This window comes from Pseudomonas sp. TS_SC_3, from assembly GCF_056156225.1.
In genome coordinates, this window is record NZ_CM149586.1 from 787,137 (window position 1) to 805,887 (window position 18,751).

Annotated in this window: 19 protein-coding genes; 17 read left to right on the forward strand and 2 right to left on the reverse strand. The window is 57.8% G+C overall.

Translation table 11 applies throughout. The annotated features are described in order from the left end of the window. Positions 1 to 3: 3 nt before the first annotated feature. From flhB to AC0J6G_RS03870, 15 genes are all read left to right on the forward strand, one after another. Positions 4 to 1,140 carry a flagellar biosynthesis protein FlhB gene (flhB, locus tag AC0J6G_RS03800; RefSeq protein WP_475251442.1) on the forward strand — a complete coding sequence of 379 codons (1,137 nt, stop codon included), beginning with the start codon at positions 4 to 6 and terminating at the stop codon, positions 1,138 to 1,140. Positions 1,141 to 1,272: 132 nt separating this feature from the next. After that, entirely contained in the window at positions 1,273 to 3,396 is a 2,124-nt protein-coding gene (flhA, locus tag AC0J6G_RS03805) for a flagellar biosynthesis protein FlhA (RefSeq protein ID WP_475253578.1), read from the forward strand. Positions 3,397 to 3,411: 15 nt separating this feature from the next. Continuing rightward, positions 3,412 to 4,710, forward strand: a complete 1,299-nt coding sequence (gene flhF / locus AC0J6G_RS03810) for a flagellar biosynthesis protein FlhF (protein WP_475251444.1) — start codon at positions 3,412 to 3,414, stop codon at positions 4,708 to 4,710. Positions 4,711 to 4,787: 77 nt separating this feature from the next. Further along, positions 4,788 to 5,618 (forward strand): flagellar synthesis regulator FleN, encoded by an 831-nt coding sequence (gene fleN, locus AC0J6G_RS03815; protein WP_475251446.1) that lies wholly within the window; start codon positions 4,788 to 4,790, stop codon positions 5,616 to 5,618. Further along, positions 5,615 to 6,361: an RNA polymerase sigma factor FliA gene (fliA, locus tag AC0J6G_RS03820; protein ID WP_475251448.1), complete on the forward strand. Its 747-nt coding sequence runs from the start codon at positions 5,615 to 5,617 to the stop codon at positions 6,359 to 6,361. The genes fleN and fliA overlap by 4 nt, the downstream gene beginning before the upstream one ends. A gap of 94 nt (positions 6,362 to 6,455) precedes the next feature. Further along, a complete protein-coding gene (locus AC0J6G_RS03825; RefSeq protein WP_475253580.1) occupies positions 6,456 to 6,830 on the forward strand; it encodes a chemotaxis response regulator CheY in 375 nt (124 codons plus the stop codon). A gap of 19 nt (positions 6,831 to 6,849) precedes the next feature. Continuing rightward, positions 6,850 to 7,638, forward strand: a complete 789-nt coding sequence (locus tag AC0J6G_RS03830; RefSeq protein ID WP_475251450.1) for a protein phosphatase CheZ — start codon at positions 6,850 to 6,852, stop codon at positions 7,636 to 7,638. An 11-nt stretch (positions 7,639 to 7,649) separates the two neighbouring features. Continuing rightward, positions 7,650 to 9,836 (forward strand): chemotaxis protein CheA, encoded by a 2,187-nt coding sequence (locus AC0J6G_RS03835; RefSeq protein ID WP_475251452.1) that lies wholly within the window; start codon positions 7,650 to 7,652, stop codon positions 9,834 to 9,836. A gap of 43 nt (positions 9,837 to 9,879) precedes the next feature. Next, positions 9,880 to 10,983 carry a protein-glutamate methylesterase/protein-glutamine glutaminase gene (locus AC0J6G_RS03840; RefSeq protein ID WP_475251454.1) on the forward strand — a complete coding sequence of 368 codons (1,104 nt, stop codon included), beginning with the start codon at positions 9,880 to 9,882 and terminating at the stop codon, positions 10,981 to 10,983. Further along, positions 10,983 to 11,723, forward strand: a complete 741-nt coding sequence (locus tag AC0J6G_RS03845) for a flagellar motor protein (RefSeq protein ID WP_475251456.1) — start codon at positions 10,983 to 10,985, stop codon at positions 11,721 to 11,723. Before AC0J6G_RS03840 ends, AC0J6G_RS03845 begins: the two co-directional genes overlap by 1 nt. 12 nt (positions 11,724 to 11,735) lie before the next feature. Next, the gene (gene motD, locus AC0J6G_RS03850) at positions 11,736 to 12,605 is read left to right on the forward strand and encodes a flagellar motor protein MotD (RefSeq protein WP_475251458.1); all 870 of its coding nucleotides are present in this window, start codon (positions 11,736 to 11,738) and stop codon (positions 12,603 to 12,605) included. Between the two features lie 52 nt (positions 12,606 to 12,657). Then, complete coding sequence (locus tag AC0J6G_RS03855; protein ID WP_475251460.1) at positions 12,658 to 13,446, forward strand: ParA family protein; 789 nt, start codon at positions 12,658 to 12,660, stop codon at positions 13,444 to 13,446. A gap of 87 nt (positions 13,447 to 13,533) precedes the next feature. After that, positions 13,534 to 14,364 (forward strand): CheW domain-containing protein, encoded by an 831-nt coding sequence (locus tag AC0J6G_RS03860; protein ID WP_475251462.1) that lies wholly within the window; start codon positions 13,534 to 13,536, stop codon positions 14,362 to 14,364. A gap of 105 nt (positions 14,365 to 14,469) precedes the next feature. Beyond that, a complete protein-coding gene (locus AC0J6G_RS03865) occupies positions 14,470 to 14,949 on the forward strand; it encodes a chemotaxis protein CheW (RefSeq protein WP_274087870.1) in 480 nt (159 codons plus the stop codon). A 3-nt stretch (positions 14,950 to 14,952) separates the two neighbouring features. Then, complete coding sequence (locus AC0J6G_RS03870; RefSeq protein WP_475251464.1) at positions 14,953 to 15,357, forward strand: DUF2802 domain-containing protein; 405 nt, start codon at positions 14,953 to 14,955, stop codon at positions 15,355 to 15,357. A gap of 25 nt (positions 15,358 to 15,382) precedes the next feature. Here AC0J6G_RS03870 and AC0J6G_RS03875 read toward each other — a convergent pair whose 3' ends face one another. Together AC0J6G_RS03875 and fliK are read right to left on the reverse strand one after the other, a co-directional pair. Continuing rightward, positions 15,383 to 15,709 (reverse strand): EscU/YscU/HrcU family type III secretion system export apparatus switch protein, encoded by a 327-nt coding sequence (locus AC0J6G_RS03875; RefSeq protein WP_475251466.1) that lies wholly within the window; start codon positions 15,707 to 15,709, stop codon positions 15,383 to 15,385. Beyond that, positions 15,706 to 17,247, reverse strand: a complete 1,542-nt coding sequence (fliK, locus tag AC0J6G_RS03880; protein WP_475251468.1) for a flagellar hook-length control protein FliK — start codon at positions 17,245 to 17,247, stop codon at positions 15,706 to 15,708. Before fliK ends, AC0J6G_RS03875 begins: the two co-directional genes overlap by 4 nt. Before the next feature lie 162 nt (positions 17,248 to 17,409). Between fliK and ccmA the strand changes: the two genes are divergently transcribed. Both ccmA and ccmB read left to right on the forward strand, forming a co-directional pair. Beyond that, the gene (gene ccmA / locus AC0J6G_RS03885; RefSeq protein WP_475251470.1) at positions 17,410 to 18,045 is read left to right on the forward strand and encodes a cytochrome c biogenesis heme-transporting ATPase CcmA; all 636 of its coding nucleotides are present in this window, start codon (positions 17,410 to 17,412) and stop codon (positions 18,043 to 18,045) included. Further along, positions 18,042 to 18,713 carry a heme exporter protein CcmB gene (ccmB, locus tag AC0J6G_RS03890; RefSeq protein ID WP_298190582.1) on the forward strand — a complete coding sequence of 224 codons (672 nt, stop codon included), beginning with the start codon at positions 18,042 to 18,044 and terminating at the stop codon, positions 18,711 to 18,713. The genes ccmA and ccmB overlap by 4 nt, the downstream gene beginning before the upstream one ends. Positions 18,714 to 18,751: the final 38 nt, after the last annotated feature.

Sequence of the window (18,751 nt, forward strand, 5' to 3'; positions counted from 1 at the left end):
GCCATGGCTGAGTCCGAGAGCGGTGCAGATAAGAGTGAGGAACCCACGGAGAAACGCCTGCGCGAATCCCGTGAGAAGGGCCAGATTGCCCGCTCCAAAGAGCTGAACACCCTGGCCGTTACGTTGGGTGGGTTTGGCGGCATGTTGGCGTTCGGCGGCAGCATCGGTAAGGCCATGATGGACATCATGCGGGGCAATTTTTCCTTGCCGCGTGACGTGGTTATGGATGAGCGCAGCATGGCGTTGTGGCTGGCGGCATCCGGGGAAATCGCGCTGAACGCGCTGTTTCCACTGCTGATACTGCTGTTGATTGTCTCGATTGTTGGGCCGATTTCCCTTGGCGGTTGGCTGTTTTCCGCCGAAGCCATGGCGCCCAAGGCGAGCCGGATGGACCCGCTGGCAGGCCTTAAGCGCATGTTTTCCGTACAGGCGCTGGTCGAGTTGCTTAAAGCCCTGGGCAAATTCATTTTGATCTTGTTGGTGTGCGTGGTGGTGTTGTCTGCCTGGCAGGAAGACCTGCTGGCAATTGTTCACGAGCCTCTGGAATCGGCCATTCTGCATTCGATGACAGTCGTGGGCTGGAGCGCCCTATGGATGTCCTGCGGGTTAATTCTGATTGCAGCGGTGGATGTGCCGTTCCAACTGTGGAGCAGCAAACAGAAGCTGATGATGACCAAGCAGGAAGTGCGCGACGAGTACAAAGACAGCGAGGGTAAGCCCGAGGTCAAGCAGCGCATTCGCCAGCTGCAGCGGGAAATGGCTGAGCGGCGCATGATGCAGTCAGTGCCGGACGCTGATGTGGTCATCACCAACCCGACGCACTTTGCCGTGGCCTTGAAATACGATCCGGCCAAGGGTAGTGCGCCGGTTTTGCTGGCCAAAGGCGGTGACTTCATGGCATTGAAGATTCGTGAAATCGCCAATGAACACAAGGTCATGGTGCTGGAATCGCCGGCCCTGGCGCGGGCGGTGTTTTATTCCACCGAACTGGACCAAGAAATACCCGCCGGCCTGTACCTGGCAATCGCTCAGGTATTGGCTTATGTCTACCAGCTGCGCCAGTACCAAGCGGGTAAAGGTAAGCGGCCTGGGCCCCTGCCTGAGATACCCATCCCACCGGATTTACGCCGCGACGAGTAACGGCGCACAGTCGGTAGCCGGATTGCCTGCTGTTTAGCCTGTGCTGGCAAAGTTGGACGGCTTCTTGCAAACCCCTCCCCAGAGGCGCGCAAAGCGTCAAAAGATTGAATGGGCTGGGGTAGTGGTGTGGCAATAGATCGTTCGCAAATGATCGGTGACGTACGCAGCAACCTGTCGGGGTTAAAGCAGGGGAATCTGGGTATCCCGTTGATGCTGCTGGTCATGCTTGGCATGGTCATGCTGCCGATTCCGCCGTTTCTCCTCGACGTGTTGTTCACCTTCAGTATTGCCCTGTCGATCGTGGTATTGCTGGTGGCGATCTACGCCTTGCGGCCGCTGGACTTCGCTGTGTTCCCAACCATTCTGCTGGCGGCAACCTTGCTGCGCCTGGCGCTTAACGTAGCCTCTACGCGGGTGGTTTTGCTCAATGGGCAGGACGGTCACGGCGCTGCCGGTAAGGTGATTCAGGCCTTTGGCGAGGTGGTGATCGGCGGTAACTACGTGGTTGGTATCGTGGTGTTCGCCATCTTGATGATCATTAACTTCGTGGTGGTGACCAAGGGTGCGGGGCGCATCTCCGAGGTTAGCGCGCGGTTTACCCTGGACGCCATGCCAGGCAAACAAATGGCCATTGACGCCGACCTCAACGCCGGCCTGATTGATCAGGAAACCGCCAAGTTGCGGCGCAGTGAAGTGTCGCAAGAGGCAGACTTCTACGGCTCTATGGACGGTGCCAGTAAGTTTGTCCGCGGCGATGCGATTGCCGGTTTGCTGATTCTGTTTATTAACCTGATCGGCGGCATTGCCATCGGCATCTTCCAGCATTCGCTGAGTTTCGCGGACGCGGGCCGTATCTACACTTTGCTGACCATCGGCGACGGTCTGGTGGCGCAGATCCCTTCGCTGCTGCTGTCAACGGCGGCCGCAATCATGGTGACCCGCGTTTCCAGCTCGGAAGACATGGGCGCCCAGGTCAATCGGCAGATGTTCGCCTCGCCCCGTGCGCTGGCGGTGACAGGGGCGGTGATGATCGCCATGGGCTTGGTGCCTGGCATGCCGCACTTCTCCTTTATCAGCCTGGGCCTGGTCGCCGCCGGTGCCGCGTACTGGATCGCTAACAAGCAGCGCACAACCAAGGAAAGCGAAATCAAGGAAGTGCAGCGTCAGCAGGAATTGCTGCCCGCGCAGAAGGCTCAGGAAGTCAAAGAGCTGGGCTGGGACGACGTAACGCCGGTCGACATGGTCGGCTTAGAAGTGGGCTATCGATTGATTCCTTTGGTCGACCGAAACCAGGGTGGCCAATTGTTGGCGCGGATCAAGGGCGTACGTAAGAAGCTCTCCCAGGAAATGGGTTTTCTCATGCCCTCGGTGCATATTCGCGACAACCTTGACCTGCAGCCCAATGCTTATCGCCTGACCCTGATGGGTGTCAGCGTGGCGGAGGCCGAGGTGTACCCCGATCGCGAGCTGGCAATCAACCCTGGGCAGGTGTTCGGTCCGCTCAACGGGATTGCTGCCAAAGACCCGGCCTTCGGCCTGGAGGCGGTGTGGATCGACGCGAACCAGCGCGATCAGGCGCAGTCCTTGGGCTACACCGTGGTCGACGCCAGCACTGTGGTCGCCACTCACCTCAACCAAGTGCTGCATAAGCATGCCCACGAGCTGCTCGGTCATGAGGAAGTGCAGCAGTTGATGCAACTGCTGGCCAAGAGCTCGCCGAAGCTGGCCGAGGAGCTGGTGCCAGGGATGATTTCCTTGTCGACCCTGCTCAAGGTGCTGCAGAGCTTGCTACAGGAACAAGTGCCGGTACGCGACATTCGCACCATTGCCGAGGCCATCGCCAACGCTTCGATCAAGAGTCAAGATCCCGCCGCCATGGTGGCCGCAGTGCGTGTCGCGCTTGCCCGCGCAATTGTGCAAAGCATCGTGGGACTAGAGCTGGAGCTGCCTGTGATCACCCTTGAGCCAAGGTTGGAACAGATATTGCTAAATAGTATTCAGAAGGCCGGTCAAGGCTCCGAGGAGGGCATCCTCCTGGAGCCGGGTATGGCCGAGAAGCTGCAGCGTTCCCTGGTGGAAGCGGCGCAGCGCCAGGAGATGCTCGGCAAGCCAGTGATACTGCTGGTGGCCGGTCCGGTCCGGGCGATGCTCTCGCGATTCGCGCGGCTGGCGGTTCCGAGTATCCATGTACTGGCATACCAGGAAATTCCGGATAACAAGCAGGTCACCATCGTTGCGACGGTGGGGCAGAACTAACCGAGGTTACAGGCCATGCAGGTCAAACGCTTTTTCGCCGCCGATATGCGTACCGCCATGAAGCTGGTGCGTGATGAGTTGGGTGCCGATGCCTCGATCATTGGCAATCGCCGAGTAGCCGGCGGTGTCGAGCTGACTGCTGCGTTGGATTACCAAGTGCCTGCTGCGCCGTCCCGTCAGCCCAACCCCGCGCTGGAAGCCGAGTTGCGCAAGACCCAGGCGAAAATTGCCACCGCCCAAGCTGAGCTGACTACACGTGCGCAAGTGGATGCGGGCAAAGATCGCCAGTTGTTTGGCGCCATGCCTGATGCCCCGGCAGATAGTCTGGCTGATGTTCTACGTCCCGCGCGTGCCCCGTCGGCCCCTGCTGATCAGGGCGCCCTTGATGCCATGCGTTTTGAGCTGCACGGCCTGCGTGAGCTTATTGAAGTGCAGCTGGGTTCAATTGCCTGGGGGCAGTTGCAGAACCGCCAGCCGCAGCAAGCCAATCTATGGCGCCGTTTGCAGCGTATGGGATTGTCTGCCGAGCTGTCGAAAGCACTGCTTGAGCGTGTCGCTACTATTGCCGAGCCACGTCAGGCCTGGCGTATGTTGTTGGCGCATTTGGCGCACGCGATCAAAACGCCCCAGCAAGAACCGATGGAAGAGGGCGGCGTGATCGCTCTGGTTGGCCCGGCGGGTATGGGCAAGACCACCACCTTGGCCAAGCTGGCCGCGCGTTATGTGCTCAAGTACGGCGCGCAGCATATCGCTTTGGTCAGCCTGGATAGCTACCGCATTGGTGCGCAAGAGCAGATCAAAACCTTGGGCCGAATTCTTAATGTGCCGGTAACACTGGTCGATCCTGGCCAATCGTTGACCCAGGCTCTGGCTCCGCTGGCGCGCAAGCGGGTGGTGCTGATTGATACCGCCGGCTTGCCCGCCAATGATCCTGCGCTTCGTATGCAGCTGGAAGCTCTGGCCAGCCGTGGCATCAATGCCAAAAACTACCTCGTTATGGCTGCAACCAGTCAGGGCCAAGTGCTCAAAGCCGCCTACCATAGTTATAAACGCTGTGGTTTGGTCGGTTGCATCGTCACCAAAGCGGACGAAGCCACCAGTCTGGGTGAGGTTTTAGGACTGGCTATTAGCCAGCGTCTACCGGTAGCCTATCTCACTGATGGGCCACGTATTCCCGATGATTTGCACGTTCCGCGCAGTCATCAATTGGTTAGCCGGGCTGTTGGGCTGCAGGCGACCCAAGAACCGAGCGAAGATACGATGGCGGAGATGTTTGCCGGTCTTTACCAGCAGCCCGCACGCCGCGTCAGTTAAGCGTCATGTTATTGGGATTGAGCGGTGCTTAGCCGACCAAGTGGCTCCAGTCGAAGTTAGACAAGGTGTTAGAAATTATGGGTATGCATCCCGTACAGGTGATTGCAGTGACCGGCGGCAAAGGTGGCGTCGGCAAGACCAACGTCTCGGTGAACCTGGCATTGGCACTGGCTGACCTAGGTCGCAGGGTTATGTTGATGGACGCCGACTTGGGCTTAGCCAACGTTGACGTTTTATTGGGGCTCAGCGCCAAGCGCACCCTGGAAGACGTTATAAGTGGCGAGTGCGAGCTGCGTGATGTGCTGTTGCAGGGCCCGGGCGGGATTCGCATCGTGCCTGCAGCCTCGGGCATTCAGAGCATGGTGCAGCTGTCGCCCATGCAGCATGCCGGGCTGATCCAGGCTTTCAGCGATATCAGTGACAACCTCGATGTGCTGATTATCGACACCGCCGCTGGTATCGGTGATGGCGTCGTTAGCTTCGTGCGCGCCGCGCAGGAAGTGCTGGTGGTGGTGTGCGATGAACCCACCTCAATTACCGACGCCTACGCCCTGATCAAACTGCTCAATCGTGACCACGGCATGAATCGTTTCCGGGTATTGGCCAACATGGCCCATAGCCCGCAAGAAGGTCGCAATCTATTTGCTAAGCTGACCAAAGTGACTGATCGTTTTCTCGACGTCGCCCTGCAGTATGTAGGCGCAGTGCCGTACGATGAATCAGTGCGAAAGGCCGTGCAGAAGCAGCGTGCGGTCTATGAGGCGTTCCCGCGCTCGAAGTGCGCGCTGGCGTTCAAAGCGATCGCCCAGAAGGTCGATGCTTGGCCCTTACCGGCTAACCCGCGCGGCCATTTGGAGTTCTTTGTTGAACGCTTGGTGCAGCAACCGATCACAGACGCGACCCTATGACAGCAGCCTCTGGACTTCGTATGTATAGCAAGGCGCAGGCGCAGGATTCTCAGCACCAGTTGATCGAGCGCTATGCGCCCTTGGTCAAACGCATTGCCTATCACCTATTAGCGCGGCTACCCGCCAGCGTGCAGGTTGACGATTTAATTCAAGCCGGGATGATCGGCTTGCTTGAAGCGTCAAAAAAATACGACTCCAGTAAAGGCGCCAGTTTCGAGACATTTGTTGGTATTCGTATCCGTGGTTCCATGCTTGATGAGGTGCGTAAAGGCGACTGGGCACCCCGTTCGGTGCATCGCAATAGCCGTATGGTCAGCGACGCAATTCGAAAAGTTGAGGCCAGAACAGGCCGAGACGCTAAAGATCAAGAGGTTGCGGCCGAACTCCAATTGAGTCTCGAGGATTACTACGGCATTCTTGGCGACACTTTAGGCAGCCGCCTGTTTAGTTTCGACGACCTGTTGCAGGACGGTGAGCACGGAGGCCTGACTGAAGACGCGGGCAGCAACCACCTCGAACCTTCTCGTGATCTGGAAGATGAACGCTTTCAGGCAGCCTTGGCGGATGCCATTGGTAACCTGCCGGAGCGCGAGCGCTTGGTGTTGGCGCTTTATTACGATGAAGAGTTGAATCTTAAAGAGATCGGTGCAGTGTTGGGGGTTAGCGAATCACGCGTAAGCCAACTACACAGTCAGTGTGCCGCACGTTTACGCGCCCGTTTGGGTGAGTGGCGTGCACGCTGAGCTGTTTAGCTCACGCAGCCGGTTTCACGAATAAAGGCGCATGCAGGGTGCTGGGTGCGTTTGGGACTGTACGGAGGTCGACTTGGACAAGAATATGAAAATCCTCATCGTTGATGACTTTTCAACGATGCGACGGATCATTAAGAACCTCCTGCGTGACTTGGGGTTTACCAATACCGCAGAAGCTGATGATGGCGTTACCGCGCTGCCGATGCTGCAAAGCGGCAGTTTCGACTTTCTGGTAACTGACTGGAACATGCCAGGCATGACCGGCATCGACCTGCTGCGCGCTGTGCGTGCAGATGAGCGCCTGAAAACCTTGCCGGTGCTGATGGTAACGGCAGAAGCCAAGCGTGATCAGATCATCGAAGCAGCCCAGGCTGGCGTTAACGGTTACGTCGTTAAGCCGTTTACTGCCTTGGTACTGAAAGAGAAGATTGAGAAGATCTTCGAGCGGGTCAACGGCTGATGTCTGCCATGAGGGTTCTATGGAACATAAAGATTCCGTTCAGGGCGACCTTGAGTCGTCCCTGAAACACAACGCTCGCCAATTGGTAGAAAGCCTGGAACATGGCAACTTTGGTGAAGCGGTACAGCTGATACACGAGCTGAACAAAGCACGTGACCGTGGTCTTTACCACGAGGTCGGTAAGCTGACCCGCGAGCTGCACAACGCCATCGTTAACTTCCAGCTTGACCCTCGTATGCCGCACGCAACCGAGGTCTCGCAAATCACCGATGCCACCGAGCGCCTCAATTACGTGGTGACGATGACCGAGAAAGCGGCCAATCGCACCATGGATCTGGTCGAGCAGAGCGCACCGCTGGTCAACGATCTCAGTGATCAAGCGCAAAGCCTGAGTGTAGACTGGGGGCGTTTTATGCGCCGCGAGATGAGCGCCGATGGGTTTCGTGAGCTAGCCAAGCGCGTTGAGTTATTTCTTGCAAACAGCCAGCGCGATGGCGCCAAACTGTCTGGCCACCTCAACGATATTTTGCTGGCTCAGGACTACCAAGACTTGACCGGGCAGGTAATCAAGCGAGTGACTCAGTTGGTCACTGAGGTTGAAAGCAACCTGCTGAAACTGGTGTTGATGGCCAGTCAGGTGGATCAGTTCGCCGGCATTGAGCACAACCACGAGTTGCTCCGCGCTGAACAAGAAAAACAAAAACAGCCTTCACATGGTGAAGGTCCGCAGATTCATGCCGATAAGCGTGAAGACGTCGCATCGAGTCAAGATGATGTCGACGACCTGCTTTCAAGCCTGGGATTTTAGGAGCACGACTTATGAGCTTCGGCGCCGATGAAGAAATCCTCCAGGACTTCCTGGTAGAGGCCGGCGAGATTCTTGACCTCTTGTCCGAACAGCTCGTAGAGCTGGAAAGTCGCCCGGATGACATGAATCTGTTGAACGCTATTTTTCGCGGGTTTCATACCGTCAAAGGTGGCGCCGGTTTTCTCCAACTCAATGAGCTGGTGGAATGCTGCCACATTGCAGAAAACGTCTTCGACATCCTGCGAAAGGGTGAGCGGCGCGTCGACTCCGCGTTGATGGATGTGGTGCTGGAAGCACTGGATGCCGTTAACAGCATGTTTACCGAAGTGCGTGAGCGCACTGATCTAACTCCCGCCACTCCCGCGTTGCTGGCTGCTTTGGCGCGTTTGGCTGAGCCCGCGGGTGCTGTTGAACCCGCGCCAGTCGAAGAGCCTGTTGAGGCGCAGCCTGAGCCCGCCGCCGGCGATATCACCGACAGTGAATTCGAGCATTTGCTCGGCGCCTTGGATGAGCCGTCGGCAGCCGTGCCCAGCGCCGGCAGCAGCGATGAAATCACCGATGATGAATTCGAGTCGCTGCTTGACCAGCTGCACGGTAAAGGCCAATTCGTAGCGCCTGATCCCGCTGTCGTACCTGCTAGTGCAGTCAGTACAGCACCTGCTGGCGCTGATAATGAAATCACCGATGATGAGTTCGAGTCGCTGCTTGATCAGTTGCATGGTAAGGGGCAGTTTGCCCCGCCTCCGGCATCACTACCTGCCGCGCCTGAGGCCAAGGCTGAGCCTGACGCCGCGCCAACGGGTGATATCACCGACGATGAGTTCGAAGCATTGCTCGATCAGCTGCATGGCAAAGGCAAGTTTGTCGAGCCTGAGGCAATCAAGCCTATTCCGTCTGCTGCTAAGCCTGCGGAGCCGGCCAAAGCCGCTCCCAAGCCTGCGGCAAAACCAGCAGCCAAGGTAGAGCCGGCCAAGGCACCTGCTGCCCCAGCCGCTGCGCCTGTAGCAGAAAAGGCTGCGGCACCCAGCGAAGCGGAAACCACCGTACGGGTCGATACCGCGCGCCTGGATGAAATTATGAACATGGTCGGCGAGCTGGTGCTGGTGCGTAACCGCTTGGTACGCCTGGGGTCTAGCAGTGGCGATGAGGCCATGTCCAAGGCCGTGTCCAATTTGGATGTGGTTACGGCCGATCTGCAGACTGCGGTGATGAAAACCCGTATGCAGCCGATCAAGAAGGTTTTTGGGCGCTTCCCGCGCCTGGTTCGTGATCTGGCGCGTAACCTGAAAAAAGAGATCAACTTGGAGCTGGTCGGTGAAGAAACCGACCTCGATAAGAACCTGGTTGAAGCATTGGCCGATCCGCTGGTGCACTTGGTGCGTAACGCGGTCGATCATGGGATTGAAACGCCAGAAGAGCGTGAAGCATCGGGCAAGGCCCGTGGCGGGAGAGTCATCCTCTCTGCCGAGCAGGAAGGTGATCATATCCTTCTGTCGATTTCTGACGACGGCAAGGGCATGGATGCCGACGTACTGCGTGCCAAGGCGGTAGAGAAGGGACTGCTTGATAAAGATGCGGCCGACCGTCTTAACGAGTTCGAATGCTACAACCTGATTTTTGCGCCAGGGTTCTCGACCAAGACCGAAATTTCCGATGTGTCCGGCCGTGGCGTGGGCATGGATGTGGTGAAAACCAAAATCTCCCAGCTCAACGGCACGGTCAACGTATTTTCCGTCAAGGGCCAAGGCTCGAAGATCGTCATCAAGGTCCCGCTGACCTTGGCGATCATGCCAACGCTCATGGTGATGCTGGCCAACCAGGCATTCGCCTTCCCGCTGGTTAACGTCAACGAAATCTTCCACCTCGACCTATCACGTACCAACGTGGTGGACGGTCAGGAAGTCGTGATCGTGCGCGACAAAGCCTTGCCACTGTTCTACCTCAAGCGCTGGTTGATCGGCAGCGCAGCTCATGTCGAGCAGGGCGAAGGCCATGTGGTGATTCTCACCGTCGGCAGTCAGCGCATCGGCTTTGTGGTTGATCAACTGGTCGGTCAGGAAGAGGTCGTGATTAAGCCACTGGGCAAAATGCTCCAGGGCACTCCGGGCATGTCCGGCGCAACCATCACCGGTGACGGACGCATTGCCTTGATTCTTGACGTGCCGAGCATGCTTAAGCGTTACGCTCGACGTATCTGATTGTTAGCGGCGCAGGTGTTTGTTGCGCCGTTTAGGAGTGTTTATGGCTGTTAAGGTGTTAGTGGTTGATGATTCCGGCTTTTTTCGTCGGCGCGTGTCGGAAATTCTTTCAGCCGATCCGAATATTCAGGTGATCGGTACTGCCACTAATGGTCGCGAAGCCATCGAGCAAGCGCAGGCACTCAAGCCTGATGTGATCACCATGGATTACGAGATGCCGATGATGGACGGCATCACGGCTGTGCGGAACATCATGCAGCGCTGCCCAACGCCGGTATTGATGTTTTCCTCGCTGACTCACGAAGGCGCGCGCGTCACTCTCGATGCGCTTGAAGCCGGCGCCGTGGATTTTTTGCCGAAGAATTTTGAAGATATTTCGCGTAATCCGGAGCGGGTCAAGCAGCTGCTCTGCGAGAAAATTCATACCATTGCCCGCAGTAACCGGCGCAGCTTGAGCCCTCCAGCGGTGGTTGCCCCTGCTGCGCAAGCGAGACCGGCGGCGCGGCCCACGACTCCCGCCAGTACGTTGGGCCGACAGGCTACTGCGCCAGCTCCCGCAGCCGTGAGCGCTGCTCCCAAGCGTAAATCCTACAAACTGGTGGCAATCGGCACCTCAACCGGTGGCCCGGTGGCGCTGCAGCGGGTGCTGACCCAACTACCGGCTAATTTTCCGGCGCCCATCGTGTTGATTCAGCATATGCCGGCCGCGTTCACCAAGGCCTTTGCCGAGCGCCTAGATAAACTATGTCGCATCAGCGTCAAAGAAGCCGAGGACGGTGATGTATTACGCCCTGGCCTGGCCCTGCTGGCCCCCGGTGGTAAGCAGATGATGGTTGACGCCCGTGGAGTAGTGAAAATTCTTCCCGGTGATGAACGCCTGAACTACAAGCCCTGCGTCGACATCACCTTTGGCTCGGTGGCCAAATCCTATGCGGATAAAGTACTGGCAGTCGTGCTCACGGGTATGGGCGCTGACGGTCGTGAGGGCGCGCGCCTGCTTAAACAAAGCGGCAGTCAGGTCTGGGCGCAGGATGAAGCCAGTTGTGTGATCTACGGCATGCCCATGGCCATCGTCAAAGCCAATTTAGCCGATGCTATTTACCCGCTGGATGAGATCGGCAGGCATTTGGCGGAGACCTGTATTTAATGGATGTTCTGAGCCTAATTGGGGTCATCCTGGCATTTGTCGCGATTTTGGGCGGCAACTACCTCGAAGGTGGCCACGCTGCTGCTCTGATCAATGGACCTGCGGCACTGATCGTAATCGGCGGCACCTTGGGCGCTGCGTTTTTGCAGGCTCCTGTGCATGTATTCAAGCGGTCTCTGGCGATCATCAGCTGGATTTTTTTCCCACCGCGCATCGATTTGGTAGGCGGGATTAACCGGGTGGTCGGCTGGAGCATGACTGCACGTAAAGAGGGGCTGCTGGGGCTTGAGGCCGTGGCTGATGTCGAGGCCGATCCTTATGCACGCAAAGGTTTGCAGCTGTTGGTTGATGGTGCTGAGCCGGAGGCGATTCGCAGTATTCTCGAGGTCGACCTGTACACCCAGGAAGGCCGTGATATTCAGGCGGCCAAGGTGTTCGAAAGCATGGGGGGGTACGCGCCGACCATTGGCATTATTGGTGCGGTCATGGGCTTGATTCACGTGATGGGCAACCTAGCTGACCCGAGCATGCTTGGTAGCGGGATTGCTGTGGCCTTTGTGGCAACTATCTATGGCGTTGGTTTTGCCAACCTGCTGCTGCTGCCCATTGGTAACAAGCTCAAAGCCATCGCCCAGCGTCAATCGCGTTACCGCGAGATGCTACTCGAAGGCATCCTATCGATTGCCGAGGGTGAAAATCCGCGCTCCATCGAATTGAAGCTGCAAGGCTTTATGGACTGATGGGGACACCACATGGCCCGCAGGCGTCATCAAGAAGAGCATGAAAACCACGAGCGTTGGCTAGTCTCTTATGCCGACTTCATTACCTTGTTGTTCGCGTTTTTTGTGGTGATGTATTCAATCTCCTCCATTAACGAAGGCAAGTACAAGATTCTCTCGGACAGCCTGACTGGGGTGTTCAACCAGCCTGATCGTGCGATTAAGCCCATTCCCGTGGGCGAAGAGCGGCCGCGAACCACTGAGCCGGATCGTTCGTTGGTTGATGAGGAGAGTGCGCAGTCATCCGCTGATGATCTGCAGAGCATTGCCAGTAGTGTGCGTGAGGCGTTCGGTGACCTGATTCAATCAGATCAGCTCAAGGTCAGCGGTAACGAGTTGTGGATTGAAATCGAGCTCAGTTCCAGCTTGTTGTTCACCAGTGGCGATGCCATTCCCAATAATGCGGCTTTCGATATTATCGAGAAGGTGGCCAAAATTTTGGCGCCTTATGAGAACCCGATTCATGTCGAGGGTTTTACCGATAACCTGCCGATTCAAACGGCGCAGTTTCCGACCAACTGGGAGCTGTCTACCGCTCGGGCGGCCAGTATTGTGCGGATGCTGGCTATGGATGGAGTTAATCCGGGCCGCTTAGCCGCAGTGGGCTATGGTGAATTCCAACCCGTGGCCGACAACAACACAGTCGAGGGGCGCGGTCGCAATCGTCGTGTGGTGTTGGTGATCTCGCGCAATCTAGATGTGCGCCGCAGTGTGAGCGGTGTGGGTAGCGCCAATGCAAAACCCGATGCTGCGTTGCAGCGGGCTGGCACGCAACCTGCACCAGCACCCGCAGCGCCGGTCCCGCAAGCGGGTGCCGTCAATCCCACGTCGCCGGTCCCATAAGGGTGGCCCCGTTCTCGGTCAGGTGTATAGCTGTACCGGGAGGATGATAACGATGAGAGTCTGGGCAGTAGCCAACCAAAAAGGTGGAGTCGGTAAGACCACCACATCAATCGCTTTGGCGGGCCTGCTGGCTGATGCCGGCAAGCGTGTGGTGGTGGTCGATCTCGACCCCCATGGATCAATGACCAGCTATTTTGGCCATGATCCAGATAGCCTGGAACACAGCTGCTTTGACCTGTTTCAGCACAAGGGCAGCGTGCCTCATGGCCTGCCGCAGCAACTGCTGTTGCCCACCAGTAATGAGCGCATTTCCCTGCTGCCCTCCAGCACTGCGTTGGCCACGTTGGAGCGTCAATCGCCTGGGCAGAGTGGTCTGGGGTTGGTGATTGCCAAGAGTCTGGCGCAGCTCTGGCAGGATTTCGATCATGCGGTGATCGACAGTCCGCCGTTGCTTGGTGTGTTGATGGTCAATGCTCTAGCAGCCAGCCAGCAGTTAGTGATTCCGGTGCAGACTGAATTCCTTGCCGTCAAAGGGCTGGAGAGAATGGTCAATACCTTGGCGATGATCAACCGCTCGCGGCAGCAGGCGCTGCCATACACCATCGTGCCGACCCTGTTCGACCGCCGCACCCAAGCATCCATGAGTACGTTGCGGGTATTGCGCAACAATTACCTTGAACACCTGTGGCAGGCCTACATACCGGTCGACACGCGTTTGCGTGATGCCAGCCGGGCAGGGCTTACGCCATCCCAATTCGACAACAATAGCCGTGGCGTGATTGCGTACCGGGCGTTACTCAAGCACTTGCTGGCACAGCAGATTGCTGCGCAGGTCGCCTGAGATGAGTGTCTATGCTCAAGTTATAGGCTCAAGTCTGGCGCTAGCTCGGCCGATAGTCTGTATAGATCGTTCTGACAGGTTGTATTCATGAGTCGCCCTCTCGCCACCGCTACACGTCCGCAACTGGCTTTGCAGTCCTATTTGGATGGCTTGCTGCAGGAGGCTGCGGTCGAGTTAGCCGAAAACACTCCGCTGGATGAGTTCGAGGCCGCCGTGCTCGAAGAGCAGGTGCGTGACGCTCGGATAATGCCTCAGATGCAAGCCCTTGCTGCCAAGCCTTTGGCTGAGTTGGCGCCGCGCCCGTTAGTGCTGCCAACGATCGAGATACCTGTGCCGAAGGGCGACGTCCAGTTTAAGGCGCCGCCGCGCGTGGTCGAGACCGCTCGTGTGATTGAGCCTGCGCCTCAGGTGCTGGTTGTACCAGAGCCCGATCGACAGGGGCGACCAGAATGGGCTGAAGGTCCTTTTGAATGTTTGTTGTTTGATGTCGCCGGTTTAACGCTAGCGGTGCCGTTGGTATGCCTGGGGTCTATTTATCCTTTGGAAGGCCAGGAACTCACGCCTTTATTTGGCCAACCAGACTGGTTTCTCGGCATACTGCCTTGCCAGGCGGGTAACCTTAAGGTGCTGGACACTGCGCGCTGGGTAATGCCTGATCGCTACCGCGATGATTTTCGGGAAGGTTTGCAGTACGTAATTTCCGTTCAGGGCTACGAGTGGGGGTTGGCAGTGCATCAGGTCAGCCGCTCAATTCGCCTCGATCCTAATGAGGTCAAATGGCGCACTCAACGCACTCAGCGTCCATGGCTGGCCGGAACAGTGATTGAGCATATGTGCGCCTTGTTGGATATTGCTTCCCTGGCTGAATTGATCGCCAGTGGCGCGGCAAAACGTATGGCCGCCAAGCTGGCCCACTGAATAACGCTGAGCTGTGCGGCGCGCACAGCTTTGCAACTATAGTAATGACAGCGGGGTATACACCCGTGATCGCCGCCGTGAGCGGTTTATGACGAGGCTAAGGATATGAAGAAAAGTTCGGCGCAAGGTTCTGAAGATCCGATCCTGCAGTGGGTAACGTTCCGTCTGGATAACGAAACCTATGGCATCAATGTGATGCAGGTGCAGGAAGTCCTGCGTTACACCGAGATTGCCCCCGTGCCGGGTGCCCCGAGTTATGTGCTGGGTATCATTAACCTGCGCGGCAACGTCGTGACCGTGATCGATACGCGCCAGCGTTTTGGTCTGGACTCCACTGAGGTGACGGACAACACGCGTATTGTCATCATCGAAGCTGACAAGCAAGTGGTCGGTATCTTGGTCGACAGCGTGGCCGAGGTGGTTTACCTGCGCCAATCTGAGGTGGAAACCGCACCGAACGTCGGCAATGACGAATCCGCTAAGTTTATCCAGGGCGTGTGCAACAAGAACGGCGAGCTGCTGATTCTGGTTGAGCTGGACAAGATGATGAGCGAAGAAGAGTGGTCCGAGCTGGAGAGCATCTAGCTCATGCTCGACGCGCTGCTGGCCTTGTTGGCCCTGGTTTGCCTAGGGCTAGTGGCTGCCTGTATTTGGCTTGCTCGGCAGCTGCGCGAGGCATTAAAGCTGCAAGGTGAGCGGGATGCGGTGCGTGACCGCCGACTTAAGGAACTCAGTCGACGCTTGGACACTTACCTGACCGGAAGTGTGCAGATGGGCGAAGAGTTACATGAGTTACGCCGGGTCGTCGCGCCGCTTCCGGATAAGCTCAACCAGATTGAGCAGCGTGACCCCAGCAGTTTGTCCTTCACCCAGGCTGCGCGTTTAGCCGGCATGGGCGCTAGCGTGGATGATCTTACTCAGTCCTGTGGTCTGAGTAAGGCCGAGGCCGAGTTGGTCAGCAAAATGCAGCAGGCTAAGTTACAGCGCTCCTGACTTATCTGCGTGAGGGCAACTGCGTTCAGTGTGCAGGGCCTTCCAATAAGCGCAAGGGCGGTGTGATATCGCTGTCATGTTGGTCGCCATTCGGCGATTTACCCTTCAGGTACCAGGCAAAGGCGATGATTTCAGCGATGCAGCGATACAGCTGCTCTGGGATCGCATCCCCCAGTTCCAATCGCGCCAACAAACTCACCAGTTCGGCGTTTTCGTAGATGGGCACTTCGTATTCGCGGGCGATGGCCAGAATGGCTTCTGCCAGCTCATCATCACCTTTGGCACTGAGTATTGGCGCGCTCTGGCCATCATAGGTCAGGGCAATGGCTTGGCGTGGGCTGGTCTTCTTCATGCGGTTTCATCCACCCAACGTTGTTCCAGGGTTGTGCGCGGCCCGCGCGGCGGTGTGCCTTGGCTGCAGGCCAGTTCTGCGACCTGAACACCTGCGGTGTTGAGGCGCTGGCGCAAGTTGTCCAGCTCCGCTTCGATCAGGCTGACGGTGCTGCTGCGTTCTGCCCAGAGTTGGCTGGAAAGGCGACCGTGTGCCAGTTGTGCTTGCACCTGCAAGGGCCCTAGAGGGTCAAGGTCGAATGCCAGCTCGACCTTCCACAGGATTTCCTTTTTCTCCGGCTTGCTTTGCGGGTTGCTTTCGTCGCGCTGGATCTTGACCTGCAGCGGCACCAGGTCTTGCTGGTTGCGCATTGGTAGTTCCAGTTGCCACGTGGTCAGCAGGTTACCGTCTGGGCCAACCTGGCTCTGCGCCAGGCTCGATAGCTGATGCGTTTGTAGGCGTGAGATGGCCGCAGCCGCGAGCTTCAGTAGCGTCTCGAGGTCTGCTTCCCCTTCCATGTTTTGCAGCAGTCGCGAGGGCAGCGGGAAGTTCAGCGCTTGCTGGCGATGGCTCGCTTTGCCGAGACTGCCGAGTAAGTCACGGGCCAGGGCAGGCATCGCTTGGGCTAAGGCTGTGCTGGCATTGGCGGCGAGCGGGCTGCCGGTTGATAAGGTGGGCAATAGTTGGCTGATCAGGCGTAAAAGGTTGGCCTTGAGGTCGGTTGAGAGCGCCTGGCCTTGGCCGCCCAACAGTTTGCTTTCCAGCAACATGCCGCTGTTTTCCAGGGCCATGGCCAGCCCCTTCGGGCTGCTCAGTTGCGTTGCATCAGGAAGCGCGCCGAACAGTTTGTCGATGCTAGTGCGCAGGCCTTCGCTCATCTCCGCGTTACCGCGTAGACCCTGCAGGGCGCTGAATAATCCTTCCAGTGAGCCTTGGCGGTTACTTTGTGAGCCCAGCTGCTGGCTCAGCGCGAGTTGGTCAAGACGGCCGCTCAAGGGTAAAAAGTTAAGCGATTGGTTGCCCTGTACCTGAGCGCTGAGCAGGCTACCCACCGGCAGTGCTAGCGGGGTTTCCAGGGCCAGCTTGCTGCCGGCTAGGGGTGTATTGAGCAGGCTCACCAGCACTTTGTAGACCACTTGCTGTGAGCGCTCCTGCAGCATTTGTTCGCGAGCGACCACCTTGCCTTGCAACAGCGTGCCAACCGGTAACTGGTCGAGGTCCAGGCTCGTTAGAGGTTTGTTGCCGCCCATTAGTACGGACAGCGCCAGGCGGGTTTCCGATAATGCCGTTACCGCCAGGGATGTGCCTTGGGCGATAGGCCTTGAGCTGCTGGCTTCCAGGGTGGTCTGGCGGCCATTCTCAAGCGTCAGTTTGAGCAGCAGCTGAAAGCTTTGCGCCACCTCTTTAAGGGCAATGACTTCGGCTTTGGCGGTTTCGCCGCTGGCCAGTAGGCCTTGCATGGGTTGTAGCAGCTTAACCGCCAGATCAGCCGCTGCCGCATTAGGGCGGCTGCTGGGGGCGGTCGGCGGCAAGGGCCGTGGGCTGCTGATTTCACTCATTGGTGGGTTACACCCTGTCGAAAATGCCCACTGCGGGAGGCGGGGCCTGGCATGTATAATCGCGCCCCGTCAGGGCCGGCTACGTATTCACTTGCGTCAGTATAACGGCCAAGACGCTGTCGACTTGAGCCGCTTTTACCCTCTACGTTAGGTGCCGATGTCTTGACCAGTCCTGTTCTCGAAGCCGTGGCGCTCGCCTGTGAGCGAGATTGGCGCATGCTGTTCGAGCGGCTGGACGTGCGTCTGGTTCCCGGTGAAATGTTGCAGGTTGCCGGGCCTAACGGTAGTGGCAAGACCAGCCTGTTGCGCTTGTTGGCCGGGCTGATGCAGCCGACTGCTGGCGAGATCCGTCTCAATAATCGTCCTTTGACCGCGCAGCGTGCCGAGCTGGCGCGTAACCTGCTGTGGATTGGTCATGCTGCGGGCATCAAAGGGTTGTTGACGGCCGAAGAGAACCTCGGCTGGCTCTGTGCGTTGCATCAGCCGGCTGAGCGTGAAGCCATTTGGCAGGCGCTGGAGGCGGTAGGTTTGCGCGGTTTTGAAGATGTACCGTGCCATACCTTGTCCGCCGGGCAGCAGCGCCGCGTGGCGTTGGCACGTTTGTATTTGCCGGGGCCGCAACTGTGGGTGCTGGATGAGCCGTTCACCGCGCTGGATAAAGCCGCAGTGGCACAGCTGGAAAATCATCTGACCGCACATTGCCAGCAAGGTGGGTTGGTGGTGATGACCACGCACCATGAATTAAGGGTTAAACCGGCCGGTTATCGCGAGCTGGACTTAGGGCAGCGCACAGCATGAGTAATGTTTTTACCCTGCTACTGGCCCGCGAAGCGCGTTTGCTGTTTCGCCGTCCGGCTGAATTGGCCAATCCGCTGGTGTTCTTCGCCATTGTGATTGCCCTGTTCCCGTTAGCGGTGGGGCCACAGACGCAGTTGTTACAAAGCCTTTCGCCTGGGTTGATATGGGTGGCCGCGCTGTTGGCCGTATTGCTCTCGCTTGACGGGCTATTTCGCAGTGATTTTGAAGACGGCTCGCTCGAACAGTGGGTCCTTTCGCCGCACCCCCTGGCTCTTCTGGTTTTAGCCAAGGTGCTGGCACACTGGCTTTTCTCTGGCTTGGCCTTGGTGCTGTTGGCGCCGCTGCTGGCTTTGATGTTGGGCTTGCCTGAGCGCTGCTTGCCAGTCTTGCTGATTTCCCTGTTGTTGGGCACGCCGGTGCTGAGTTTGTTGGGTGCCGTCGGTGCTGCGTTAACGGTGGGGCTTAAGCGCGGTGGACTGTTACTCGCGCTGCTGATTTTGCCGTTGTACATCCCGGTGCTGATTCTCGGCAGCGGAGCGTTACAAGCCAGCCTGCAAGGATTGCCGGCGGTTGGCCACTTGTTGTGGTTGGCCAGCCTCACCGCATTGGCGGTGACCTTGACTCCCTTTGCCATCGCCGCTGGTTTGACCATCAGCGTCGCTGAGTAAGTAGATAACTAAGCCTCAATGGCCGGTTGATCCTGGTG